This window comes from Oharaeibacter diazotrophicus, assembly GCF_004362745.1.
Classification (GTDB): domain Bacteria; phylum Pseudomonadota; class Alphaproteobacteria; order Rhizobiales; family Pleomorphomonadaceae; genus Oharaeibacter; species Oharaeibacter diazotrophicus.
The window spans coordinates 488,039-509,166 of sequence record NZ_SNXY01000008.1 but is presented as its reverse complement, the minus strand read 5'-3'; the positions used below and the strand labels follow the sequence as shown (position 1 = coordinate 509,166).

The 21,128-nt window shown below is 71.4% G+C and carries 19 protein-coding genes and 1 tRNA gene; 15 read left to right on the top strand and 5 right to left on the bottom strand.

Annotated features, from left to right (window positions below; genetic code table 11):
• The first annotated feature begins 3 nt into the window (after positions 1-3).
• From EDD54_RS14625 to EDD54_RS14615, 3 genes are all read left to right on the top strand, one after another.
• A complete protein-coding gene (locus EDD54_RS14625; protein WP_126540346.1) occupies positions 4-1,377 on the top strand; it encodes a glutamine synthetase family protein in 1,374 nt (457 codons plus the stop codon).
• 111 nt (positions 1,378-1,488) lie between these two features.
• Positions 1,489-2,499, top strand: coding sequence for a LacI family DNA-binding transcriptional regulator (locus EDD54_RS14620; protein ID WP_126540345.1), 1,011 nt, complete (start codon positions 1,489-1,491; stop codon positions 2,497-2,499).
• 231 nt (positions 2,500-2,730) lie between these two features.
• Positions 2,731-4,008: an MFS transporter gene (locus EDD54_RS14615; protein ID WP_126540344.1), complete on the top strand. Its 1,278-nt coding sequence runs from the start codon at positions 2,731-2,733 to the stop codon at positions 4,006-4,008.
• A 36-nt stretch (positions 4,009-4,044) separates the two neighbouring features.
• Here the strand turns inward: EDD54_RS14615 and EDD54_RS14610 are convergent, their stop codons facing one another.
• A complete protein-coding gene (locus tag EDD54_RS14610; protein ID WP_126540343.1) occupies positions 4,045-4,737 on the bottom strand; it encodes a GntR family transcriptional regulator in 693 nt (230 codons plus the stop codon).
• A gap of 266 nt (positions 4,738-5,003) precedes the next feature.
• On the opposite strand from EDD54_RS14610, the gene EDD54_RS14605 reads away from it, so the two are divergent.
• From EDD54_RS14605 to EDD54_RS14585, 5 genes are all read left to right on the top strand, one after another.
• Entirely contained in the window at positions 5,004-6,074 is a 1,071-nt protein-coding gene (locus EDD54_RS14605) for an ABC transporter ATP-binding protein (protein WP_126540342.1), read from the top strand.
• A 64-nt stretch (positions 6,075-6,138) separates the two neighbouring features.
• A complete protein-coding gene (locus tag EDD54_RS14600) occupies positions 6,139-7,440 on the top strand; it encodes an ABC transporter substrate-binding protein (RefSeq protein WP_126540341.1) in 1,302 nt (433 codons plus the stop codon).
• A gap of 65 nt (positions 7,441-7,505) precedes the next feature.
• Positions 7,506-8,360 carry an ABC transporter permease gene (locus EDD54_RS14595; RefSeq protein WP_126540340.1) on the top strand — a complete coding sequence of 285 codons (855 nt, stop codon included), beginning with the start codon at positions 7,506-7,508 and terminating at the stop codon, positions 8,358-8,360.
• Positions 8,361-8,364: 4 nt separating this feature from the next.
• A complete protein-coding gene (locus tag EDD54_RS14590; protein WP_126540339.1) occupies positions 8,365-9,189 on the top strand; it encodes an ABC transporter permease in 825 nt (274 codons plus the stop codon).
• Complete coding sequence (locus EDD54_RS14585; protein WP_126540338.1) at positions 9,186-9,914, top strand: aspartate/glutamate racemase family protein; 729 nt, start codon at positions 9,186-9,188, stop codon at positions 9,912-9,914. Before EDD54_RS14590 ends, EDD54_RS14585 begins: the two co-directional genes overlap by 4 nt.
• 141 nt (positions 9,915-10,055) lie before the next feature.
• Here EDD54_RS14585 and katG read toward each other — a convergent pair whose 3' ends face one another.
• On the bottom strand, positions 10,056-12,230 hold the full coding sequence (katG, locus tag EDD54_RS14580) for a catalase/peroxidase HPI (protein WP_126540337.1): 2,175 nt from the start codon (positions 12,228-12,230) through the stop codon (positions 10,056-10,058).
• 170 nt (positions 12,231-12,400) lie between these two features.
• Here katG and EDD54_RS14575 point away from each other — a divergent pair, with 170 nt between their 5' ends.
• The 4 genes from EDD54_RS14575 (at position 12,401) to EDD54_RS14560 (ending at position 16,014) form a co-directional block, all read left to right on the top strand.
• Entirely contained in the window at positions 12,401-13,348 is a 948-nt protein-coding gene (locus EDD54_RS14575; RefSeq protein ID WP_126540336.1) for a hydrogen peroxide-inducible genes activator, read from the top strand.
• A 428-nt stretch (positions 13,349-13,776) separates the two neighbouring features.
• A complete protein-coding gene (locus EDD54_RS14570) occupies positions 13,777-14,331 on the top strand; it encodes a peroxiredoxin (RefSeq protein WP_126540335.1) in 555 nt (184 codons plus the stop codon).
• Positions 14,332-14,526: 195 nt separating this feature from the next.
• Positions 14,527-15,060: an alkylhydroperoxidase, AhpD family gene (gene ahpD / locus EDD54_RS14565; RefSeq protein ID WP_126540334.1), complete on the top strand. Its 534-nt coding sequence runs from the start codon at positions 14,527-14,529 to the stop codon at positions 15,058-15,060.
• A 525-nt stretch (positions 15,061-15,585) separates the two neighbouring features.
• Complete coding sequence (locus EDD54_RS14560) at positions 15,586-16,014, top strand: hypothetical protein (protein WP_126540333.1); 429 nt, start codon at positions 15,586-15,588, stop codon at positions 16,012-16,014.
• A 211-nt stretch (positions 16,015-16,225) separates the two neighbouring features.
• Here EDD54_RS14560 and EDD54_RS14555 read toward each other — a convergent pair.
• Positions 16,226-16,301, bottom strand: a tRNA-Ala gene (locus tag EDD54_RS14555).
• 298 nt (positions 16,302-16,599) lie between these two features.
• Positions 16,600-16,974 (bottom strand): TIGR02300 family protein, encoded by a 375-nt coding sequence (locus EDD54_RS14550; protein WP_126540332.1) that lies wholly within the window; start codon positions 16,972-16,974, stop codon positions 16,600-16,602.
• 208 nt (positions 16,975-17,182) lie between these two features.
• Between EDD54_RS14550 and aroA the strand changes: the two genes are divergently transcribed.
• Positions 17,183-18,526 (top strand): 3-phosphoshikimate 1-carboxyvinyltransferase, encoded by a 1,344-nt coding sequence (gene aroA, locus EDD54_RS14545; RefSeq protein ID WP_126540331.1) that lies wholly within the window; start codon positions 17,183-17,185, stop codon positions 18,524-18,526.
• Positions 18,527-18,631: 105 nt separating this feature from the next.
• Positions 18,632-19,258, top strand: a complete 627-nt coding sequence (locus EDD54_RS14540; RefSeq protein ID WP_126540330.1) for a (d)CMP kinase — start codon at positions 18,632-18,634, stop codon at positions 19,256-19,258.
• Positions 19,259-19,288: 30 nt separating this feature from the next.
• Here the strand turns inward: EDD54_RS14540 and EDD54_RS14535 are convergent, their stop codons facing one another.
• Positions 19,289-19,942 (bottom strand): helix-turn-helix transcriptional regulator, encoded by a 654-nt coding sequence (locus EDD54_RS14535; RefSeq protein WP_126540329.1) that lies wholly within the window; start codon positions 19,940-19,942, stop codon positions 19,289-19,291.
• Positions 19,943-20,165: 223 nt separating this feature from the next.
• Here EDD54_RS14535 and EDD54_RS14525 point away from each other — a divergent pair, with 223 nt between their 5' ends.
• Positions 20,166-21,065, top strand: a complete 900-nt coding sequence (locus EDD54_RS14525) for an HpcH/HpaI aldolase/citrate lyase family protein (protein WP_126540328.1) — start codon at positions 20,166-20,168, stop codon at positions 21,063-21,065.
• Positions 21,066-21,128: the final 63 nt, after the last annotated feature.

The window sequence follows — 21,128 nt, the reverse complement described above, 5'->3', positions numbered from 1 at the left end:
ACCATGTCCGCCGTCACGCTCGCCGAGGTCGCGGAGGCCGAGGCCTTCCTCGCCGCCAATCCGGACGTCGTCCAGGTCGAGTGCTTCCTGACCGATCCCTCCGGCGTCCAGCGCGGCAAGGTGCTGCGCCGCTCCGAAGTGCTCGGCGCCTATCGCAACGGCCGCCCGCTGCCCTGCTCGATCCTCTCGCTCGACATCCGCGGCGCCGACGTCGAGGAGACCGGCCTCGTCTGGGACGAGGGCGATTCCGACCGGGTCTGCCGCCCGGTCGCCGGCTCGCTGACGCGGGCGCCGTGGCGGACGACGCCGACCGCCCAGTTCCTGCTGACCTCCTACGAGACCGACGGTCGGCCCTCCGAGGCCGATCCCCGCCACGCCCTCGCCCGTGTCGTCGAGGCCTGCCATGCCGCCGGCTACCATCCGGTCGCGGCGGTCGAGACCGAGTTCTACCTGGTCGACGGCCGTGCCGCCGCCGAGGGCCGGCTGACGCCGCCGGCAGCCCCCAACGGCTTCCGCCCGACCGATCTGCAGGCCTATCTCGTCCAGGACCTCGCCGACTTCTCCGCCTTTCTCGACGACGTCTACGCCGCCGCCGACGCCGCCGGCCTGCCGGCGCGCACCTTGATCTCGGAATACTCGCCGGGCCAGCTCGAGATCGTGCTCGAGCACCGCACCGATCCGCTGCGCGCCGCCGACGACGCCATCCTGTGGAAGCGCCTCGTCAAGGGCGTCGCCGAGCGTCACGGCCATCTCGCCACCTTCATGGCCAAGCCCTACGCCGACTTCTCGGGCTCGGGCACCCACCTCCACGTCAGCTTCGCCGACGCCGAGGGCCGCAACCTGTTCGCCGGCGCCGAGCCGGCCGGCAACGCCCTCTTGCGCGCCGCCGTCGCCGGCCTCGAGGCGACCATGGCGGAATCGATGGCGTTGTTCGCGCCGAACGCCAACAGCTACCGCCGGTTCAAGCCGAACTCCTACGCGCCCGTCGGGCCGGCCTGGGCGATCGACAACCGCTCGGTGCCGATCCGCGTCACCGCCGGGCCGCCGCACACCCGCCACCTCGAGCAGCGCGTCTGCGGCGCCGACGCCAACCCCTATGTCGCGCTCGCCGCCGTGCTCGCCGGCATGCTGGAGGGCGTCGAGAAGGGCCTCGCGCCGTCCGAGCCGATCACCGGCAACGGCTACGCCCAGATCCCGCCGTCGCTGCCGCGCCACTGGCCGGACGCGCTCCGCCGCGCCCGCGCCTCCGACTTCCTGAAGCGCCGCCTCGGCGAGCGCTTCGTCGACGTCTTCCTCACGATCAAGGAAGCCGAGTGCGACCGCTTCTTCGCCGAGGTCTCGGACCGCGACCTCGCGTGGTACCTGCGCCTCGCCTGACTTGGGTCCCGCGGTCTTGATCGCATCGGCCGCCGCCCTTATCCAGGGACGGAGGCGGCCGGGCGCGGCAGGGGGCGCACGGCCGCGGGGCGGGAGCGGGTTCGAGCCTTCATGGCCAGGGTCGGGATCAGGGACGTCGCCGCGCGCGCGGGCGTCTCGGTCGGAACGGTGTCGCGCGTCATCAACGACCATCCCTCCGTGACGCCCGAGGTCCGGGCGGCGGTGAAGGCGATCGTCGCCGAACTCGACTACCGCCCCGACACCTTCGCCCAGAGCATGCGCCGGCGCACCAGCCGCACCGTCGGCGTCGTGGTGCCCGACCTCGCCAACCCCTTCTTCGCCGAGATCCTGCAGAGCGCCGAGCGCGCCGCCCGCACCGCCGGCCACGACGTGCTGTTCGTCTCCTCGCTGGAGGACCCGGACGCCGAGGCCGACCACCTGCGTACCCTCGCCGGCCGCAAGGTCGACGGCATCGTACTGGTCCCGAGCGACGGCGCGCACCGGATCGACCCGCCGAAGGGCGTCCGCCTCGTCCTGGTCGACCGCATGCTGCCGGGCTTTCCCGGCGTCTCCGCCGACCATCGCGGCGGCGCCCGCACGGCCGTCGAGCACCTGATCGGCCTCGGCCACCGCCGCATCGGCTGCATCGCCGGCCCCGCCGGCGCCGGGCCCGCCCGCGAGCGCCTCGAGGGCTATCTCGACGTGATGGCGCCGCGGATGCCGGCCGGCCCCGAGGCCGAGGGCCTCGTCGTCTACGGCCCGTTCGACTATTCCGGCGGCCGCCGTGCCGCCGCCTATCTGCTCGACCGCCCGGCCGCCGAACGGCCGACCGCGATCTTCGCCGGTTCCGACCAGCAGGCGATCGGCGCGCTGCGCGCCGCCGCCGACCTCGGCCTCGCCGTCCCGCGCGACCTCTCGGTGGTCGGCTTCGACGGCGTGCCGCTGTCCGACCTCGTCAACCCGCGCCTGACCACCGTGGTCCAGCCGGTCGCCCGCCTCGCCGGCGCCGCCGTCGAGATGATCCTCGGCACCCGCCCGCTGCCCCCGCCCGGCCAGCCGCTCCTGTTCGGCTGCGACCTCGCCGAACGCGAATCGACCGCGCCGCCGCCGGTCGCGGGCTGAACCGGGGCTCGCAATCCCGTACGAGCTGCCGACGAGTCCGGACTCGTGCGGGCAAGGTCCGGTTCCTCCCGCGGCGCGGTATCGGTTTCGCTTTGTCGGACGGCGGCGAGCGGCTATCAGGAACGCCCCCGGTCGGCGGTGCGGGATCCGTACCGTCGCCGCGACGTTCCTCCCGCGGCCGGGCCGCCGGGGTGTCGCGGCCGATCTCCCCTCGAGCGACGCGAGCCGCCGATGACACCGCCTCCGCCCCTCGACGACGATGCGCCGCCGCTCGGCGAACCGCTGGTCGACGCCGAGCTCGAGACCGATCCGCCACCGCCGCCGACGCCCGTGCCGGTTCCGGGCGGCCGTCTGCTCGTCGGCGCCGCGCTGGTGCTGGTCGCCTTCAACCTCCGGACCGTGTTCTCCTCGCTGTCCTCGGTGCTCCCCGACATCGCCCGCGACCTCGGCCTCGACGGCCTGTTCGTGGGCCTCGCCACCACGCTGCCGGTGCTCTGTCTCGGCCTGTTCGCGCCCTTCGCGCCCCGGCTCGCCATGCGCTTCGGCGCCGAGCGCGTGGTCCTCGTGGTACTGTTCCTGATCGCCGCCGGCGCGGCGCTGCGCGCCCTGCCGCTGCCGGCTGCGCTGCTCGGCGGCTCGATGCTGGCCGGCGCCGCGATCGCCTGCGGCAACGTCCTGCTGCCCGGCCTCGTCAAGCGCGACTTCCCCGACCGCGCCGCCCTGATGACCGGGCTCTACACCATGGCGCTCTGCGGCGGCGCCGCCGCCGCCGCGGGCCTGACCGTGCCGATCGAGCGCGCCACGGGATCGTGGTCGCTGGCGCTCGCCGCCTGGGCGCTGCCGGCGGCGGCCGTTCTGCCGCTGTGGCTGCCGCTGCGCCCGCCCGCCGGCGCCGCCGGGCGCCACGCCCGTCCGGCCGTACGCGGCCTGCTCGCCGATCCGCTGGCGTGGCAGGTCACGCTCTTCATGGGCCTGCAATCGGCGCTCGCCTATTCGGTGTTCGGCTGGCTCGCCCCGATCCTGCGCGACCGCGGCGTCGATCCGCTCACCGCCGGCGTCGTCGTTTCGGTGTCGGTGGCGTTCCAGACCGCGTCCTGCCTCGTCGCCCCGGCGATCGCCGTCCGCGGCCGCGACCAGCGCGTGATCGACGTCGTGCTGGTGGCCTTCGCCGTCGCGGGCCTCGTCGGCTGCCTGTTCGCGCCGCTGCCGGCGATGTGGGTGTTCGCCGCGGTGCAGGGCATCGGTCAGGGCGGGCTGATCGCCGTCGCCATGACGCTGATCGTGCTGCGCTCGCCCGATCCGCACGTCGCCGCCCAGCTGTCGTCGATGGCGCAGACCGTCGGCTACGTGCTCGCCTCCGGCGGTCCGCTGCTGGTCGGTCTGGTGCACGGCCGCACCGGCGGCTTCGCAGCGACGGTCTGGATCTATCTCGGCATCGGCGCGGTCGCCGCGGCCGCCGGCTGGGGCGCCGGCCGGGCCCGTCTCGTCAGGGTGCGTGCGGAGGTCTGACGCAAAGGCCGACATCTGCCGGGCCGGAGGGACCCCTCAGCGCGCCAGCAGCGCCTGGATGTCGGCCGCGCCGGCAGCGGAATAGTCGAGGTCGGCCTCGATGTGGTCGATGTGCTCGCGCATCAGCGCGCCGGCGAGCGCCCCGTCGCGTCGGCCGAGCGCCTCGACGATGCCGCCGTGCTCGTCGCGGGCGCAGCTCGACGCGCCGGAGCGGCCGTAGAGGGCGATCACCAGCGAGGATCGCGCCACCAGGTCGCGCAGGAAACGCGTGACGAGGTCGTTGCCGGCGATCGCCGCGATCATCAGGTGGAGGTCGCCGGAGGCGCGGATCTCGGCGCGCCGCGCCGTCGGACCGCGCTCGGCGATCGCCGCCGCCTCGCGGGCGAGATGGGCCTCGAGCGCCTCGACGTCGGCGGGACCGATCCGCTCGGCGGCGGCGATCGCGAGGCCCGGCTCGATCATCCGCCGCGCCGCGAAGACCTGGCGCGCCTCCTCCGGCGTCGGCCGGGCGACGAAGGCGCCGCGGTTGCGCTCGAGCGTCACCACCCCGCCGACCGCGAGCGCCTGCAGCGCCGCCCGCACCACCGTCCGGCTCGCACCGAAGGTGGCGCCGACTTCGTCCTCGACCAATCGCGTGCCCGGCGCCAGCCGCCGGTCGACGATGGCGTCGTAGAGGGCGTCGCGGATCGCGTCGCTGCGGGAGGAGGGGGTGTCGCTCGGCGCCGTCATCGGGTGGGATCTTCGCTCGTCGGCCGAGCATCCCCGCCGGGCCCGACCGCCGCAAGCGGGATCGCACACGATCGCCGCTCAAATTGTATACGATCTCGGGGTCGTGCCGGGGCAGTCGCCTCTATTTTGGGCGGCCCGTTTCCCGTGCAAATTCGTTCTCCCGCTCCGGCCCGCCCGAGAACGCCGCGTTTGCGCGCCTTCCCGCGGCCGAAACACGCTTGGCACATCGGTTGCTGATGGAGACCCCGTTCCTCGAGGGGTACCGCATGTCCAAGGCCGCCGACATCGAACTCGCCCTGGTGACCAAGCGCTACGGCACCACCACCGCCGTCGACGGGGTCAGCCTGAAGATCAAGGCCGGCACCTACTGCTGCCTGCTCGGCCCGTCCGGCTGCGGCAAGACCTCGACGCTCAGGATGATCGCCGGCCACGAGACCGTCTCGGACGGCGACATCCTGCTCGGCAACACCGTCGTCAACGACCTGCCGCCCGCCCGCCGCGGCACCGCGATGATGTTCCAGAGCTACGCCCTGTTCCCCCATCTCGATCTCGTCGACAACGTCGCCTTCTCCCTGAAGATGAAGGGCGTCGACAAGGCCGAGCGCCGCGAAAAGGCGCTCGCCATGCTGAAGCTGATGGAGATGGACGTCTACGCCGCGCGCCGGCCGGCCCAGCTCTCCGGTGGTCAGCAGCAACGCGTCGCGCTCGCCCGCGCCCTGATCACCGACCCCCAGGCGCTGCTGCTCGACGAGCCGCTGTCGGCGCTCGATCCCTTCCTCAAGGTGCGCATGCGCGCCGAGCTGAAGAAGCTCCAGGCCGGTCTCGGCATCAGCTTCATCCACGTCACCCACAGCCAGGAGGAGGCGATGGCGCTCGCCGACCTCGTGGTGGTGATGAACGGCGGCCGGATCGAGCAGGCCGCCCATCCGCGCGAGGTCTTCAACCGGCCCGCCACCGCCTTCGTCGCCCGCTTCATGGGCGAGCACGACGTGATCGAGGGCCGCGCCACCGGCCGCGCCGGCGACGACACCCGCTTCGAGGTGCCGGGCGGCGCCGTCTTCGCCGCCCCGACCGCCGCCGACAACGGCGCCCCGGTCGCGATCGCCATCCGCGCCGACAAGATCCGCCTCGCGGAAGGGGAGGCCGGCTACGGCTTCACCGGCCTCGTCTCGGCGGTCGAGTACCGCGGCGCCACCGTCCAGGTCTCGGTCTCCGCGCCGGGGCTCGAGGACTTCTCCGTCTCGCTCGACGAGGCGGACTTCTTCCGCACCCCGCTCGCCGTCGGCGACGCGGTGCCGTTGTCGTGGTCGCGCGAGCACGTCCACGTGCTGGCCTGACCGGGAAGGTCGAGAGGGGAGGGGCGGAACGCGCCCCGTCGAGACGAGAGCAGGGGATCAATCGATGACCGACACCACCAGGACGCCCGAGACCAAGGGCCTTTCGCGCCGCGCGCTGCTCAAGACCGGTGCCGCCGCCGTCGGCGTCGCCGCCGGTTCGGGCGCCATCACCGGCTTCCCGACGATCTGGGCGCAGAACATCAAGGACGTCACGCTGCGCCAGTTCGGCACCGGCGTGTCGAACATCAACGCCATCGCCGAGAAGTGCAAGGAAGACCTCGGCTTCACGCTCCAGATGACCGCGCTCGACTCCGACGCCGTCTCGCAGCGCGCCGTCACCCAGCCGGACAGCTACGACATCGCCGACATCGAATACTGGATCTGCAAGAAGGTCTTCCCGGCCGGCGTCATGCAACCGCTCGACGTGTCGAAGATGAAGTACTACGACAAGCTCGTGCCGCTGTTCATCAACGGCAAGCTGACGCCGGAGAGCACCATCGCCCAGGGCACGGCGCCGCACACCGTCGGCTTCGTCACCGGCGCGGATTCGGTCGAGTTCGCCAAGGAGCCGACCAACTGGCTCACCATGATCCCGACGATCTACAACGCCGACACCCTCGGCATCCGTCCGGATCTCGTCGGTCGTCCGATCAAGAACTGGAAGGACATCCTCGATCCCGCCTTCAAGGGCAAGACCTCGATCCTGAACATCCCGTCCATCGGCATCATGGACGCGGCGATGATCATGGAGTCCGCCGGCCAGATCAAGTACGCCGACAAGGGCAACATGACCAAGGAAGAGATCGACAAGACGATCGACTTCCTGATCGAAATGAAGAAGGGCGGCCAGTTCCGCGCCTTCTGGAAGACCTTCGACGAGTCGGTCAACCTGATGGCCTCGGGCGAGGTGGTGATCCAGTCGATGTGGTCGCCGGCCGTCGCCGCCGTCCGCTCCAAGGGCATCCCCTGCGTCTACCAGCCGCTCGAAGAGGGCTACCGCGCCTGGGGCGGCGGCATCGGCATCGCCAAGCACCTCTCCGGCCTCGAGCTCGAAGCCGCCTACGAGTACATCAACTGGTACATGTCGGGCTGGGTCGGCGCCTACCTCAACCGCCAGGGCTACTACTCGGCCTGTCTCGACACCGCCAAGCAGTTCATGGAGCCCTACGAGTGGGCCTTCTGGATGGAAGGCAAGCCGGCCGAGAAGGACATCCTCTCGCCCGAGGGCAAGGTCATGGAGAAGGCCGGTGCGGTGCGCGACGGCGGCTCCTTCTACGACCGCATGGGCAAGGTCGCCTGCTGGAACTCGGTGATGGACGAGGACCGCTACATGGTCCGCCGCTGGAACGAGTTCATCGCGGCCTGACGCCGCTTTCCCGGGGCGGCCGCCGGCCGCCCCGGGCCCCTCCCTCCACGGACCCGCAGGCGCCCATGACCCTCGCCTCCCGCATCGCGCCCTATCTCCAGGCGACGCCGCTGGCGGCGATCCTCGGGGTGTTCCTGCTCGTGCCGCTGCTCACCATCGTGATGGTGAGCTTCTGGGACTACGATTCGATCCGCATCTACCCGGATTTCGTCACCTTCAACTACGAGGAGACGCTGTTCTCCTGGGTGACCTGGAAGATCTATCTCAACACCATCAAGTTCGCCGTGATCGTCTGGGTGCTGACGCTGGCGATCGGATTCTGGGTGGCCTATTTCCTCGCCTTCCACGTCCGTTCGGTCGGCATGCAGCTGGTGCTGTTCCTGATCTGCACCGTGCCCTTCCTGACCTCGAACATCATCCGCATGATCTCGTGGATCCCGTTCCTCGGCCGCAACGGGCTCCTGAACCAGATGCTGATGCATCTCGGCGTCGTCTCGCAGCCGCTCGAGTTCCTGCTGTTCTCGGAATTCGCGGTCGTGCTCGCCATGGTGCACCTCTACACGCTCTTCATGGTGACGCCGATCTTCAACACCCTGATGCGCGTCGACCGCGCGCTGATCGAGGCCGCCCGCGACGCCGGCGCCTCCGGCGCCCAGATCCTCTGGAACGTGATCCTGCCGCTCGCCAAGCCCGGCATCGCCATCGGCTCGATCTTCGTCGTCACCCTGGTGATGGGCGACTTCGTCACCGTCCGCTTCATGTCCGGCGGACAGTCGGCCTCGGTCGGCCTGATGATGGCCAACCAGATGAGCCTGCTGCAGTACCCGGCCGCGGCGGCCAACGCGGTGGTGCTGCTCGCCGTGGTCCTGATCATCGTCGCCGGCATCCTCCGGATCGTCGACATCCGCAAGGAGCTCTGAGGCCATGAACTCCGAGAAACGCGGCCCCGGCTTCTACGCCCTCGCGGCCTTCTTCGCCCTGTTCGTGCTGTTCCTGTACGGGCCGCTGTCGACCATCGTCATCCTGTCCTTCCAGGGCCCGGACGGAGGCCTGACCTTCCCGATGAACGGGGCGTCGCTGCACTGGTTCGGCAACCTGTTCGAAAAGCAGGCGGTCGGCGACTTCGGCGGCTCGTTCACCCGCTCCTTCGTGCTCGGCCTGATGGTGATGGTGACGACGGTGGTGGTGTCGCTGCTCGGCGGCCTCGCCTTCCGCCGCCGCTTCGTCGGGTCGGCGGCGCTGTTCTACCTCGCGATCGCCAGCCTCGTGGTGCCCTCGATCCTGGTTTCGCTCGGCATCGGCCTGTTGTTCCAGGTCACGGGCCTCCGGCCGCAATGGTACTCCTCGGCCTTCGGCGCCCACCTGACCTGGACGCTGCCCTTCGGCCTCCTGATCATGTTCGCGGTGTTCAACCGCTTCTCGCCCGCCTACGAGGAGGCCGCCCGCGACCTCGGCGCCTCGCCCTGGCAGACCTTCGTCCACGTGGTGCTGCCGATGATCACGCCGCCGCTGGTCGGCGTCGGCCTCTTCGGCTTCTCGCTGTCCTACGACGAGTTCGCGCGCACGCTGATGACCGCCGGCTCGTTCAACACGCTGCCGCTCGAGATCTACGGCATGACCACCAACGTCACGACGCCGGTGCTCTACGCCCTCGGCACCGTGACCACCGCCTTCTCCTTCACCGTGATCCTCGGCGCGCTCGCCGCGATCGCCCTCGTCAACCGCCGCCGGGCCCGCGCCGCCAGATGAAGATCCTCGTCCTCAACCCCAACACCACGGCGTCGATGACCGAGACCATCGGCGTCGCCGCCCGCGCCGCCGCCGGCCCCGGTACAACCGTGGTCGCACGCACCTCGTCGATGGGGCCGGTCTCGATCGAGGGCTACTACGACGAGGCCTTCGCCGTGCCCGGCGTGATCACCGCCGCGGTCGAGGCGGAGGCGCAGGGCTTCGCCGCCCTGATCGTCGCCTGCTTCGACGACACCGGGGTCGAGGCGGCGCGCTGCCGCGTCGCCATCCCGGTGATCGGCATCTGCGAAGCCGCGCTGCTCGCGGCCTCCCCGCTCGCCAAGCGCATCGCCGTGGTGACGACGCTCGGCCGGGCGATCGTGCCGATGACCGAACTCGTGCACCGCTACGGCTTCGCCGAGCGCGTGAAGGTGTACGCCGCCGACATCCCGGTGCTCGCCCTCGAGGACCCGGCCTCCGACGCCCGCGCTCGGATCGAGGCCGAGATCACCCGCGCGCTCGACGGCGGCGCCGAGGCGATCTGCCTCGGCTGCGCCGGCATGGCCGACCTCGCCGACCGCCTTCAGGAGACGTTCGGCGTGCCGGTGATCGACGGCGTCTCCGCGGCCGTCACCGTCGCCGAGGGCCTCGCCCGGCTCGGCCGCCGCACCTCCAAGCGCGGCACCTACGCCCCCGCGATCCCCAAGCCCTACGTCGGCCAGCTCGCCGCCTTCGCGCCGGGCTGAGCGGCGGGCGGGCCCGGACGAATCGTCCGGGACGGCATCGTGATCGACCAGAACGAAAAGCCCGGCCGTTCGCACGGCCGGGCTCTGTCGCATTCGTCGCCGCCGGCAGGCCCGTCGGGACCTGCCGGCGGCCCGTTCCCGTCAGGGCACGAGGTCGAAGCGGTCGGCGTTCATCACCTTGACCCAGGCCGCCACGAAGTCCTCGACGAACTTGCCGGCGTTGTCGTCCTGGGCGTAGACCTCGGCGTAGGAGCGCAGCACCGAGTTCGACCCGAACACGAGGTCGACACGGGAGGCCGTCCACTTCGGCGCGCCGGTGGCGCGGTCGACGATGACGTAGCCGACGCCGTCGGCCTTGTGCCAGCTGTTGCCCATGTCGGTCAGGTTGACGAAGAAGTCCGTCGTCAGCGCGCCCTCTCGGTCGGTGAGGACGCCCTGCTTCGAGCCGCCGTAGTTGGCGCCGATCACCCGGAGGCCGCCGATCAGGACGGTCGTCTCGGGTGCTGTCAGGCCCATCAGCTGCGCCCGGTCGAGCAGCAGTTCCTCGGGGCTGACCACGTAGTCCTTCTTCTGCCAGTTGCGGAAGCCGTCGTGGATCGGCTCCAGCGGCGCGAAGCTCGCCGCGTCGGTGGTGGCGTCGGTGGCGTCGCCGCGACCCGGCGCGAACGGCACCGTCACGTCGTGGCCCGCCGCCTTGGCCGCCTGCTCGACGCCGACGTTGCCGGCCAGGACGATCACGTCGGCGACGCTGGCGCCGGTCGCCGCCGCGATCGGCTCCAGCACCGCCAGCACCTTGGCGAGGCGGGCCGGCTCGTTGCCCTCCCAGTCCTTCTGCGGGGCGAGGCGGATGCGGGCGCCGTTGGCGCCGCCGCGCATGTCCGAACCGCGGAAGGTGCGGGCGCTGTCCCAGGCGGTGGCGACCAGTTCGGCGACCGAGAGGCCGGAAGCCGCGATCTTCGCCTTCACCGCCGCGACGTCGTAGTCGGTGCGGCCGGCCGGCACCGGATCCTGCCAGATCAGGTCCTCGGCGGGCACGTCCGGCCCGATGTAGCGGGTCTTCGGACCCATGTCGCGATGGGTCAGCTTGAACCAGGCGCGGGCGAACACCTCGCTGAAGTAGGCGGGGTCGGCGTAGAAGCGCTCGGATATGGCGCGGTAGGCCGGATCCTTGACCATCGCCATGTCGGCGTCGGTCATGATCGGGTTGTAGCGGATCGAGGGATCCTCCACGTCGACCGGCTTGTCCTCTTCCTTGATGCCGATCGGCTCCCACTGCCACGCGCCGGCCGGGGACTTGCGCAGCTCCCAGTCGTAGGTGAACAGCAGGTAGAAGTAGCCGTTGTCCCACTTGGTCGGATGGGTCGTCCAGGCGCCCTCGATGCCCGAGGTCACGGTGTGGCGGCCCTTGCCGGTGGCGCCCGGGTTGGCCCAGCCGAAGCCCTGCTCGGTGACGTCGGCGCCCTCCGGACTCGCGCCCAAGAGCTTGGCGTCGCCATTGCCGTGCGCCTTGCCGACGGTGTGGCCGCCGGCGGTGAGCGCGACGGTCTCCTCGTCGTTCATCGCCATGCGGGCGAAGGTCTCGCGCACCTGCGCCGCCGTCTTCAGCGGGTCCGGCTTGCCGTTGACGCCCTCGGGGTTGACGTAGATCAGGCCCATCTGGACCGCGGCGAGCGGGTTCTCCATGGTGGAGGGCTCGTCGACGTTCTCGTAGCGGCCGTCGGAGGGGGCGAGCCACTCCTTCTCGGCGCCCCAGTAGATGTCCTTTTCGGGGTGCCAGACGTCCTCGCGGCCGAAGGCGAAGCCGAACGTCTTCAGGCCCATCGACTCGTAGGCGACGGTGCCGGCCAGGATCATCAGGTCGGCCCAGCTGATCTTGTTGCCGTACTTCTTCTTGATCGGCCACAGCAGGCGGCGCGCCTTGTCCAGGCTGACGTTGTCGGGCCAGGAGTTCAGCGGCGCGAAGCGCTGCGTGCCGGTGCCGCCGCCGCCGCGGCCGTCGGCGATGCGGTAGGTGCCGGCGGAATGCCAGGCCATGCGGATCATCAGCCCGCCGTAGTGGCCCCAGTCGGCCGGCCACCAGGCCTGGCTCTCGGTCATCAGGGCGTGGACGTCGCGCTTGATGGCGTCGAAGTCGAGCGTCCGGACGGCCTCGCGGTAGGAGAAGCCCTTCAGCGGGTTCGTCTTGGTGTCGTGCTGGTGCAGGATGTCGAGGTTGAGTGCATTCGGCCACCAGGACGTCGCGCTCTCGCTCGACTTGGTCAGACTCCCGTGCATCACCGGGCACTTGCCGGCCGGTTTAACGCCGCTTCCATCCATGACTGCCTCCTGGGGACAAGGCCCGGTCGCGCTTCTCTGCAGATTTGTCGCGATGCCGCCGTCGTACCCGACGAGCCGAACGGCCCGCCACGGTGTCGGTGCGGGAGGGATAGCAAACGGTTCCGATAAAGGACAATTGCATTTTCTGACCGATCCGATCAGATGCGCTGATGACGCCGATCACCATGAAACACCTCCGCTATTTCGACGCCCTCGCGCGCGCCGGCCATTTCGGCCGGGCCGCCGAGCACTGCGCGGTGACGCAGCCGGCGCTGTCGATGCAGATCAAGGAGCTCGAGGAACTGGTCGGCGCGCCGCTGGTCGAGCGCACCGCCCGCCAGATTCGACTGACCGGGCTCGGCGAGGCCTTCGCCGAACGCGCCCGCGGCATCCTGCGCGCCGTCGACGAACTCGGCGACCTCGCGCGGATGTCGCAGGCGCCGCTGATGGGCCGGCTCCGGATCGGCGTGATCCCGACCGTCGCCCCCTATCTCCTGCCCGCCCTCGTCGGCGAACTGGCGCGCGCCTATCCGGGCCTCGACGTCCGCCCGCGCGAGGCGGTGACGCGCAAGCTGATCGAGGACCTCGTGGAGGCGCGCCTCGACGCGGCGATCGTGGCGCTGCCGACCTCCGAGCCCTTCCTGGTCGAGATGGCGCTGCTCGAGGAGGAATTCGTGCTGGTGCGCCCCGCCGCCGACGCCCGGCGTCCGGTGCCGAGCGCGGCGAAGCTGCGCGAGATGCGCCTCTTGCTGCTCGAGGAGGGCCATTGCTTCCGCGATCAGGCGCTCGCCTTCTGCAACCTGTCGCCGCTGCGCGCGCCGCGCGATCTGATGGAGGGCAGTTCGCTGTCGACGCTGGTGCAGATGGTCGGTGCCGGCATCGGCGTCACCCTGGTGCCGGAAACCGCGCTCTGTGTCGAGACCCGGTCGGCCGACGTGTCGCTCGCCCGCCTCGGCGAGCCCAGGCCGACGCGCACCGTCGGCCTCGTCTGGCGCCGCAGCAGCCCGCTCGCCGACGACCTGCGTGAGCTTGGCGACATCGCCCGACGTGTCGCGTCGGACATCCGCGCCGAGGCGATCGACCTGCTGCTCGCCGGCGACCGTCGGGCGGTCGACTGATCGGAGGGTTTGCTGCGCCGGCGAAGGTCGAGCGGCGGCTTCGATGCGCTCGGAGAAGCGATCACGCCACATCTCGTCACCGACATACCGAGAAGAAGATTTCCCGTCGATAAGTAAAAACGAGTCGTCGCCAGCGAGAGGAAAGGCAATCGTCGCCTTCGATCTCCGCCTGCTGCGATGCGATATCAAGATGACGACGGCACCGTGCGCATCCGGGAGAACACGGATGCCGACGAGGTCTGCGTCCGTGCGAACGTCATCGTCGGTGTGACCTCTCGACGCACGATGCGACGAAGGACGTGCGTTCCGCTACCGCATCGCAGCAAGATCCGGCCCGGCACTCTTGCACCGCGGCCCGCCCCTTGCTTGAAAGGCTCGCCACGACCTTCCGCCCCTCCTCCCGGGGCCTCGAACCAGAGGACGTTCCCATGCTCGGCATCGGCCAGAAACTGCCCGCCTTCAAGGTCACCGGCGTCAAGCCCGGCTTCAACGCCCACCTCGAGAACGGCGAGAGCGCCTTCGAGGAGATCACCGACGAGAGCTTTCCGGGCAAGTGGAAGGTGATCTTCTTCTACCCGAAGGACTTCACCTTCGTCTGCCCGACGGAGATCGCGGAGTTCGCCCGGCTCGCCGGCGAGTTCTCCGACCGCGACGCCGTCGTGCTCGGCGGCTCCACCGACAACGAGTTCGTCAAGCTGGCCTGGCGGCGCGACCACAAGGACCTCGACCGCCTGCCGATCTGGCAATTCGCCGACACCAACGGCTCGCTGGTCGACGGCCTCGGCGTCCGCTCGCCCGACGGTGTCGCCTACCGCTACACCTTCGTGGTCGATCCGGACGGCACCATCCAGCACGTCTACGCCACCAACCTCAACGTCGGCCGCGCCCCCAAGGACACGCTCCGCGTCCTCGACGCGCTGCAGACCGACGAGCTCTGCCCGTGCAACCGCGAGGTCGGCGGCGCCACCCTGCAGGCGGCCTGACACCGAACCCTCGAAAGTTCCGCCTTGGCGGACCTTTCGAGGGCGAGGAGCGCTCGACCGGGCGCCGGCCATATGGCCGGAACCTCTCGAAGCCCCGACGCGGCCGGCGCCTCGCCGCCGGCCGTTCCTCCCCGCGAGCGTCGACCCGTCCGGGGCCGGCGCTCCGATCCCGCGCCGCCGAGAAGGCCAGATCCCATGAGCATCGAGACCCTGAAGGGCCGCATTCCCGACTTTGCCAAGGACGTGCGGCTCAACCTTTCCACCATGGCCGGCGACGAGTCGCTGACGCCGCGCCGGAAATACGGCCTGTTCCTGGCCTGCGGCATCGCCTCGCGCAATCCGCTGGTGCGCGACGCCCTCGCCGCCGAGGCCGAGGGCAAGCTGGCGCCCGCCGAGGCCGCCGCCGCGAAGTCGGCCGCGGCGATCATGGGCATGAACAACGTCTACTACCGCTTCCTGCACCTCGCCTCGGACCAGACCTTCCGCACGCTGCCGGCGCGGCTGCGGATGAACGTCCTCGCCAACCCCGGCGTCGACAAGCTGGACTTCGAGCTGTGGTCGCTCGCCGTCTCGGCGATCAATGGCTGCGGCCAGTGCATCGACGCCCACGTGGCGGCGCTGCGCGAGGGCGGCATGCCGGTCGAAGAGATCCAGACGGCGGTGCGCTACGCCGCGATCATCCAGTCCGCCGCGATCGCCCTCGAGGCCGCCGAGGTCGCCGCCGCCTGATCCGGTGCGCCGGCGCCGCGGCTGTTCCACGTGGAACGTCCGCCGCGCCGGCCCGACACGGGAAACCGACGGAGCCGGCACTGCATCGGTCGGATACGTCCGGCCGTGCGACCCGATGCCCGACGTGGCGAACGGCGGGGACATCGCGACCTGTCGGGTGACGGTCGACCACCTTTCGCGGCCGGTTCGTCCGACGGCGGCTCGGGGGTCGCAGCGTGGTGAGCGTGCTGCCAACCGATTGGGGAGCAGCTCGCGGTGACGCGTACGCCGACGTCGAGCTTCGCACCCCGTTGGTCCGGCCCCTGGACTCGGCGCGAGAGCGCGGCCTCGTCGGCAAATCGGCATCGCCAGTGCGCTCTCCCACCCTTGTCCATCGCATCCGGCCTGTTACGCTCGGACCGGTCGGGGGCGGCATTCCACGTGTCCGGGCTCTTCGCGCTTCGCCGGCCGCACGGGGCCGGCGGCTATGCGGCTTCGCGGCAGTCGGGCCGGCCACGGGGCCCGCGTCGCCGCAGGAATGGGGCGATGATGGGTTTCAGCGTCGAAGGTGTCATCGGTGATCTCGCCACGTCGGAGGACGCGGCGACGTCGATCGTGGTATCCGTAGATCTATATCTCAGTGACACGACAACGACAGGTCGAGCGAAGTACTTGATCATGTCGTGCCTCCGGGACCCGAGATTTTTCGGAACGGAGTACGGATTTTATCTCGTTTCGATGATCGCCAGGGAAATCAATGAATTCTCCGCCGACGAGGCTGAGGAGATTTCGCGCGCATTGCGATCGAACTGTGCAAATTACGTGAGCGATGAATGGATATTCTCGGCCGCGGAGGCAATCGGTATCATCTCGGACGAAGACCGGATTGTGGTCGACGAGGATTTCCGGAAATGTCGGCTGTGTTCCGATTTTGCACTTGTGATATCGCGCAAAACGCGGGGGGGGGCACATTGATGGATGCGCCCGATTACGGGCGTCCCGTCGACGGATCCGTTTGAAATAGGGAACGAGATCCGACGACAAGTCGGGCGGGAAGCAATGACCGGCGATCGCGCGCGGCTCCCTCGCCGGATACCCGAACGGGAAGCGATCCCGGGTACGCACCCGTTCCAACTTTCGGCTAAGCCGCTGATTTTCTTGAGATATGCTCTCTGCAAGAGAGAGTTGGTGGAGCCAAGGGGAGTCGAACCCCTGACCTCTTGAATGCCATTCAAGCGCTCTCCCAACTGAGCTATGGCCCCACACTGAGGTCGTCGCCGGTGTTGATCCGGCTTCGCTTTCGTCTTTCGCCCGAGGGCGCCGCCGGCTTGGGTTCCGGCTCGACGCGGCGGGATATACGGGGCATTCCGACGTCGATCAAGTCCTTTTTTCGCGCCGCGTGCGAGAGCCGGTTTTCCGCGGCGCCGACGGCGCGAGGAGGACGGCCGCTGCCTCCCCGGCAAACGAAAGGGGCGCCCCCCATGCGGAGGGCGCCCCCTGGATTCGCCGGGAAACCGGCCCGCCGTCACGCGAATCGCGCCGGGCGGGCCGCCGCCGTGGTCAGCGCTCTTCCTCGTCGGGCACGTCGCCGATGATGTCGGAGACGTCGCCGTCCTCCTCGTCCTCGGCCTCGAGGAAGGTGTCGTCCTCGCCGTCGTCCTCGATCTCGGCGTCCTCGATGTCGGGGACGTCGTCGCCGTCGGCCTCCTCGGCCTCCTCGAGGGGCACGAACTCCGGGCTGATGCCGACGTCCTCGTCCTCCTCGCGCTCGTCCTCCTCCTCCTCGGCCGCCGCCGCCGGGCGGGCCTTGGCGACCATGTGCGGGTCGAAGGGCGATCCGCAGCGCGGGCAGAGGATCGGGCTGTGGTTGAGGTCGTAGTACTTGGCGCCGCAGCTCGGGCAGAGGCGCTTGGTCCCAAGTTCGGGTTTCGCCACGGAGGGGCCTCTCGTGTCCAGGGAAATCGGGGCCGCAGATAGACCCAATTCCGCCGCCCCGTCAAATCAGAAATCCCCGGAAAGCCGGCTGCGGCGGCCGGAAACGTCGACGCCGCCCCGCGCGCGTGCTAGAGGCGGGCCCGATCGTTCCACGCACCCCCCGCGGGATCGCCGTCCGGGGGCTCCGCTCGAAGGCCTCGACAGACCCATGGGCTCCCACGCCGCCTCCCGTCCCCTCCGCGCCCGCGCCTCGGGCCCGCTCGCCGGCAGCCTGCGCGTGCCCGGGGACAAGTCGATCTCCCACCGTTCGCTGATGCTCGGCGCCGTCGCCCTCGGCGAGACGGTGATCGAGGGCCTGCTCGAGGCCGAGGACGTGCTGAACACCGCCGCCGCGATGCGCGCGCTCGGCGCCTCGGTCGAGAAGGGCGACGACGGCTGCTGGCGCGTCCGCGGCCTCGGCGTCGGCGGCCTGCTCGAGCCGACCGGCGTGATCGACTTCGGCAACGCCGGCACCGGCGTCCGCCTCACCATGGGCCTCGTCGCCTCCCAGCCGATCGCCGTCACCTTCACCGGCGACGCCTCGCTGGTGAAGCGGCCGATGCGCCGCGTGCTCGACCCGCTCGGCGCCATGGGCGTCGAGGTGATCGCCCGCTCGGGCGGCCGGCTGCCGCTGACCATGCGCGGCCCCGACACCCCGCTGCCGATCACCTACCGGGTGCCGATGGCCTCGGCGCAGGTGAAGTCGGCCGTTCTGCTCGCCGGCCTCGGCACGCCGGGCGTCACCACCGTGGTCGAGCCGGTGTTCACCCGCGACCACACCGAGCGCATGCTCGCCGGCTTCGGGGCCGCCATCGAGGTCGCCACCGACGCCGACGGCGTCCGCACGATCCGCCTCGAGGGCCGGCCCGAGCTGAAGGCGCAGGCGGTGACGGTGCCGGCCGATCCGTCGTCGGCCGCCTTCCCGATCGTCGCCGCCACGGTGGTGCCGGGCTCCGACGTCGTCGTCGAGGGCGTGCTGATGAACCCGGCGCGGATCGGCCTGATCGAAACCCTCCTCGAAATGGGCGCCGACATCACGGTGGTCGCCGAGCGGGAGACCGGCGGCGAGAAGCTCGCGGACCTGCGCGTCCGCCACGCCGACCTCAGCGGCGTCACCGTCCCGGCCGAGCGGGCGCCGTCGATGATCGACGAGTATCCGGTGCTCTCGGTCGCCGCCGCGGTCGCCGCCGGCGAGACGCGGATGCTCGGCCTCGAGGAGATGCGGGTGAAGGAATCGGACCGGCTCGCCGCGGTGGCCGCCGGCCTCCTCGCCAACGGCGTCGACTGCACCGAGGGCCACGACTTCCTGGTGGTGCGCGGCGGCGCCGTGCCGGGCGGCGGCCTCGTCGCGACGCATCTCGACCACCGCATCGCCATGAGCTTCCTGATCCTCGGCCTCGTCGCCCGCGCGCCCGTGACGGTCGACGACGCCGCGATGATCGCGACCTCCTTCCCGACCTTCGAGGCGCTGATGACCGGCGCCGGCGCCGTGTTCGAGCCCGCCGAGGGCTGAGCCGGCGCAGGAAGTCGCCCCACCGCCGCGGGCGTGGGGGCGACGCTTGCCGGTCCGCGCCGGGCGGTGCTATCGGGACCGGGGCGCCGTGGAGAAGGGAACGCCGTGATCATCGCCATCGACGGGCCCGCGGCCGCGGGCAAGGGAACGCTCGCCGAACGCCTCGCCGCCCACTACGGCCTGCCCTATCTCGACACCGGCCTGCTCTATCGGGCGATCGGCCGTCGCATGGCCGACGCCGGCGCGGATCTCGACGATCCCGCAGCGGCCGGCGCCTTCGCGCGGGCTCTCGCGCCCGAGCACCTCGGCGGCGACCTGCGCGGCCGCGAGGCCGGCGATCTCGCCTCGCGCGTCGCGGTCCACCCGCCGGTCCGCGAGGCGCTGGTGGCGTTCCAGCGCGCCTTCGCCGCCCGCCCCGGCGGGGCCGTGCTCGACGGCCGCGACATCGGCACCGTGATCTGCCCGGACGCCGACGTGAAGCTCTACGTCACCGCCTCGGCCGAGGTCCGCGCGCGCCGGCGCACCGACGAGCTCCTCGCCAAGGGGCGGGCGGTCGACTACGACCGCATCCTCGCGGAGGTCCGCGAGCGCGACGCCCGCGACAGCGGCCGTGTCGTCGCCCCGCTGCGCCCGGCCGACGACGCCGTGGTGATCGACACCAGCGACCTCGACCGCGACGGCGCCTTCGCCGCCGCCTGCGCCGCCGTCGACGCTCGGCGCACCCGCGCCTGATCCGCGTCGTCCCGGCGGGGGTGCCGCCGCTCAGCCGGCGGTCATCGCCTCGAGCCGGGTGACGATGCGGTTGAGCTCGGCCTGCTTGTGGATGCCGAGCTTGGCGAACACCGCCTTCAGCACGCTGCGCACGCTCTGCTCGGCGCAGCCGATCGCCTCGGCGGCCTCGCGCGGCGACAGGCCGGCGCCGACGGTGGCGGCGACGCGCGCCTCGCTGCGGGTGAGGCCGAGCAGGCGGAGCGAGGCGGAGAGGTCGGCGCGGGCCGGGCGGGCGAGATCCTCGACCATCACCAGCACGGCGCGGGCGGGGCCGCCGGCGAAGGGCCGGGCGGTCACGAACACCGGCCGGTCGTCGCCGCGCACCCGGAGCACCGCCTTGGCGATCGCCCGGCCGCCGACCGAGGCCGAGGCGCGGGCCTCGAGCAGCAGGCGGCGCAGCTGGGCGGCGTTGTCGGCGCCGTCGGCGACGAGGCGGCCGCCGAGGGCCGCGAGCACGTCCGGACCGTCGGCGAAGCGCTCGTTGGCGGCGAGCACGCCCTCGTCGGCGGCGACGACGCAGGCCGCCGCCGGCATCGCGTCGAGCAGGGCGGCGAGGCAGCGGTCGACCGCGGCGCGGTTGTCCGGCGCGGCGCGGCCGGCGTCGACGACGGGGTGGGCGGAGCGGCTGGCGACGAGGGTGAGCATGGCGGTCGGTCCTTCGGGTGCGGGGCGGGTTGCCTCGACGTCGAGGGATACCGGCGACCTGTCGCGGCCGATGTGGCTTTTGTCACACCACGCGCAGCGCCGCCCGACGCGACCTCGCGGGGACGGCGCGGGGTCAGCGACGCCGCCGAATGGACAATTGGCCGGCCCGATCACCGCACTTATTGTGCGGCGCGAGAAGACCACCCGTCCCGGATTCCCCGCCATGACCGACGTCCGCCCGCGCCGCAGCGTCCTCTACATGCCCGGCTCCAACGCCCGCGCCCTCGACAAGGCGCGCAGCCTGCCGTCGGACGCGCTGATCCTCGACCTCGAGGACGCCGTCGCGCCCGACGCCAAGGAGGTCGCCCGCACCCAGGTCGCCGACGCGGTCCGCGCCGGCGGCTTCGGCACGCGCGAAGTGCTGGTGCGCGTCAACGGCCCGGCGACGCCCTGGGGCGCCGCCGACCTCGCCGCGGCCGTCGCCGCCGCGCCCGACGCCATCCTCCTGCCGAAGGTTTCCTCGCCCGCCGACCTCGCCGCGGCCTCCGCCGTCGCCGACGCCGCCGACCCGGAGCGCCGGATCCGGCTGTGGGCGATGATCGAGACGCCGATGGCGATCCTCAACATCCGCGAGATCGCCGCCCACGCCGCCGAGCCGGGCTCGCGGCTCGCCGGTTTCGTGCTCGGCACCAACGACCTCGCCAAGGAGACCGGCGCCCGCCACGTTCCAGGCCGCCTGCCGATGCTGCCCTGGCTGATGACCGCCGTCGCCGCGGCGCGGGCCTACGGCATCGCCGTGGTCGACGGCGTCTACAACGACCTCGACGACGAGGCCGGCTTCGCCGTCGAATGCGCCAGCGCCCGCGACATGGGCTTCGACGGCAAGACGCTGATCCACCCGCGCCAGATCGAGGTCGCCAACCGCACCTTCACGCCCTCGGCCACCGAGGTCGCCTGGGCCGAGACCGTCGTCGCCGCCTTCGCCGTGCCCGAGGCCGCCGGCGTCGGCGCGCTCCGGGTCGACGGGCGCATGGTCGAACGGCTGCACGCCGAGATGGCCGCGCGCACGCTCACGCTGATGCGCGCCATCGCCGAGCGCGAGCTGACCGCCAGCGTCGCCTGAGCTCGGTGCGGGGATCGCCGGACCGCCCGCCGTTCACGCGATCGCGTCCGGCCGCGCGGACCG

Coding starts and splice junctions, on each gene's coding strand:
- EDD54_RS14625 (WP_126540346.1), top strand. CDS start 4: ATGTCCGCCGTCACGCTCGCCGAGGTCGCGGAGGCCGAGGCCTTCCTC.
- EDD54_RS14620 (WP_126540345.1), top strand. CDS start 1,489: ATGGCCAGGGTCGGGATCAGGGACGTCGCCGCGCGCGCGGGCGTCTCG.
- EDD54_RS14615 (WP_126540344.1), top strand. CDS start 2,731: ATGACACCGCCTCCGCCCCTCGACGACGATGCGCCGCCGCTCGGCGAA.
- EDD54_RS14610 (WP_126540343.1), bottom strand. CDS start 4,737: ATGACGGCGCCGAGCGACACCCCCTCCTCCCGCAGCGACGCGATCCGC.
- EDD54_RS14605 (WP_126540342.1), top strand. CDS start 5,004: ATGTCCAAGGCCGCCGACATCGAACTCGCCCTGGTGACCAAGCGCTAC.
- EDD54_RS14600 (WP_126540341.1), top strand. CDS start 6,139: ATGACCGACACCACCAGGACGCCCGAGACCAAGGGCCTTTCGCGCCGC.
- EDD54_RS14595 (WP_126540340.1), top strand. CDS start 7,506: ATGACCCTCGCCTCCCGCATCGCGCCCTATCTCCAGGCGACGCCGCTG.
- EDD54_RS14590 (WP_126540339.1), top strand. CDS start 8,365: ATGAACTCCGAGAAACGCGGCCCCGGCTTCTACGCCCTCGCGGCCTTC.
- EDD54_RS14585 (WP_126540338.1), top strand. CDS start 9,186: ATGAAGATCCTCGTCCTCAACCCCAACACCACGGCGTCGATGACCGAG.
- katG (WP_126540337.1), bottom strand. CDS start 12,230: ATGGATGGAAGCGGCGTTAAACCGGCCGGCAAGTGCCCGGTGATGCAC.
- EDD54_RS14575 (WP_126540336.1), top strand. CDS start 12,401: ATGACGCCGATCACCATGAAACACCTCCGCTATTTCGACGCCCTCGCG.
- EDD54_RS14570 (WP_126540335.1), top strand. CDS start 13,777: ATGCTCGGCATCGGCCAGAAACTGCCCGCCTTCAAGGTCACCGGCGTC.
- ahpD (WP_126540334.1), top strand. CDS start 14,527: ATGAGCATCGAGACCCTGAAGGGCCGCATTCCCGACTTTGCCAAGGAC.
- EDD54_RS14560 (WP_126540333.1), top strand. CDS start 15,586: ATGATGGGTTTCAGCGTCGAAGGTGTCATCGGTGATCTCGCCACGTCG.
- aroA (WP_126540331.1), top strand. CDS start 17,183: ATGGGCTCCCACGCCGCCTCCCGTCCCCTCCGCGCCCGCGCCTCGGGC.
- EDD54_RS14535 (WP_126540329.1), bottom strand. CDS start 19,942: ATGCTCACCCTCGTCGCCAGCCGCTCCGCCCACCCCGTCGTCGACGCC.
- EDD54_RS14525 (WP_126540328.1), top strand. CDS start 20,166: ATGACCGACGTCCGCCCGCGCCGCAGCGTCCTCTACATGCCCGGCTCC.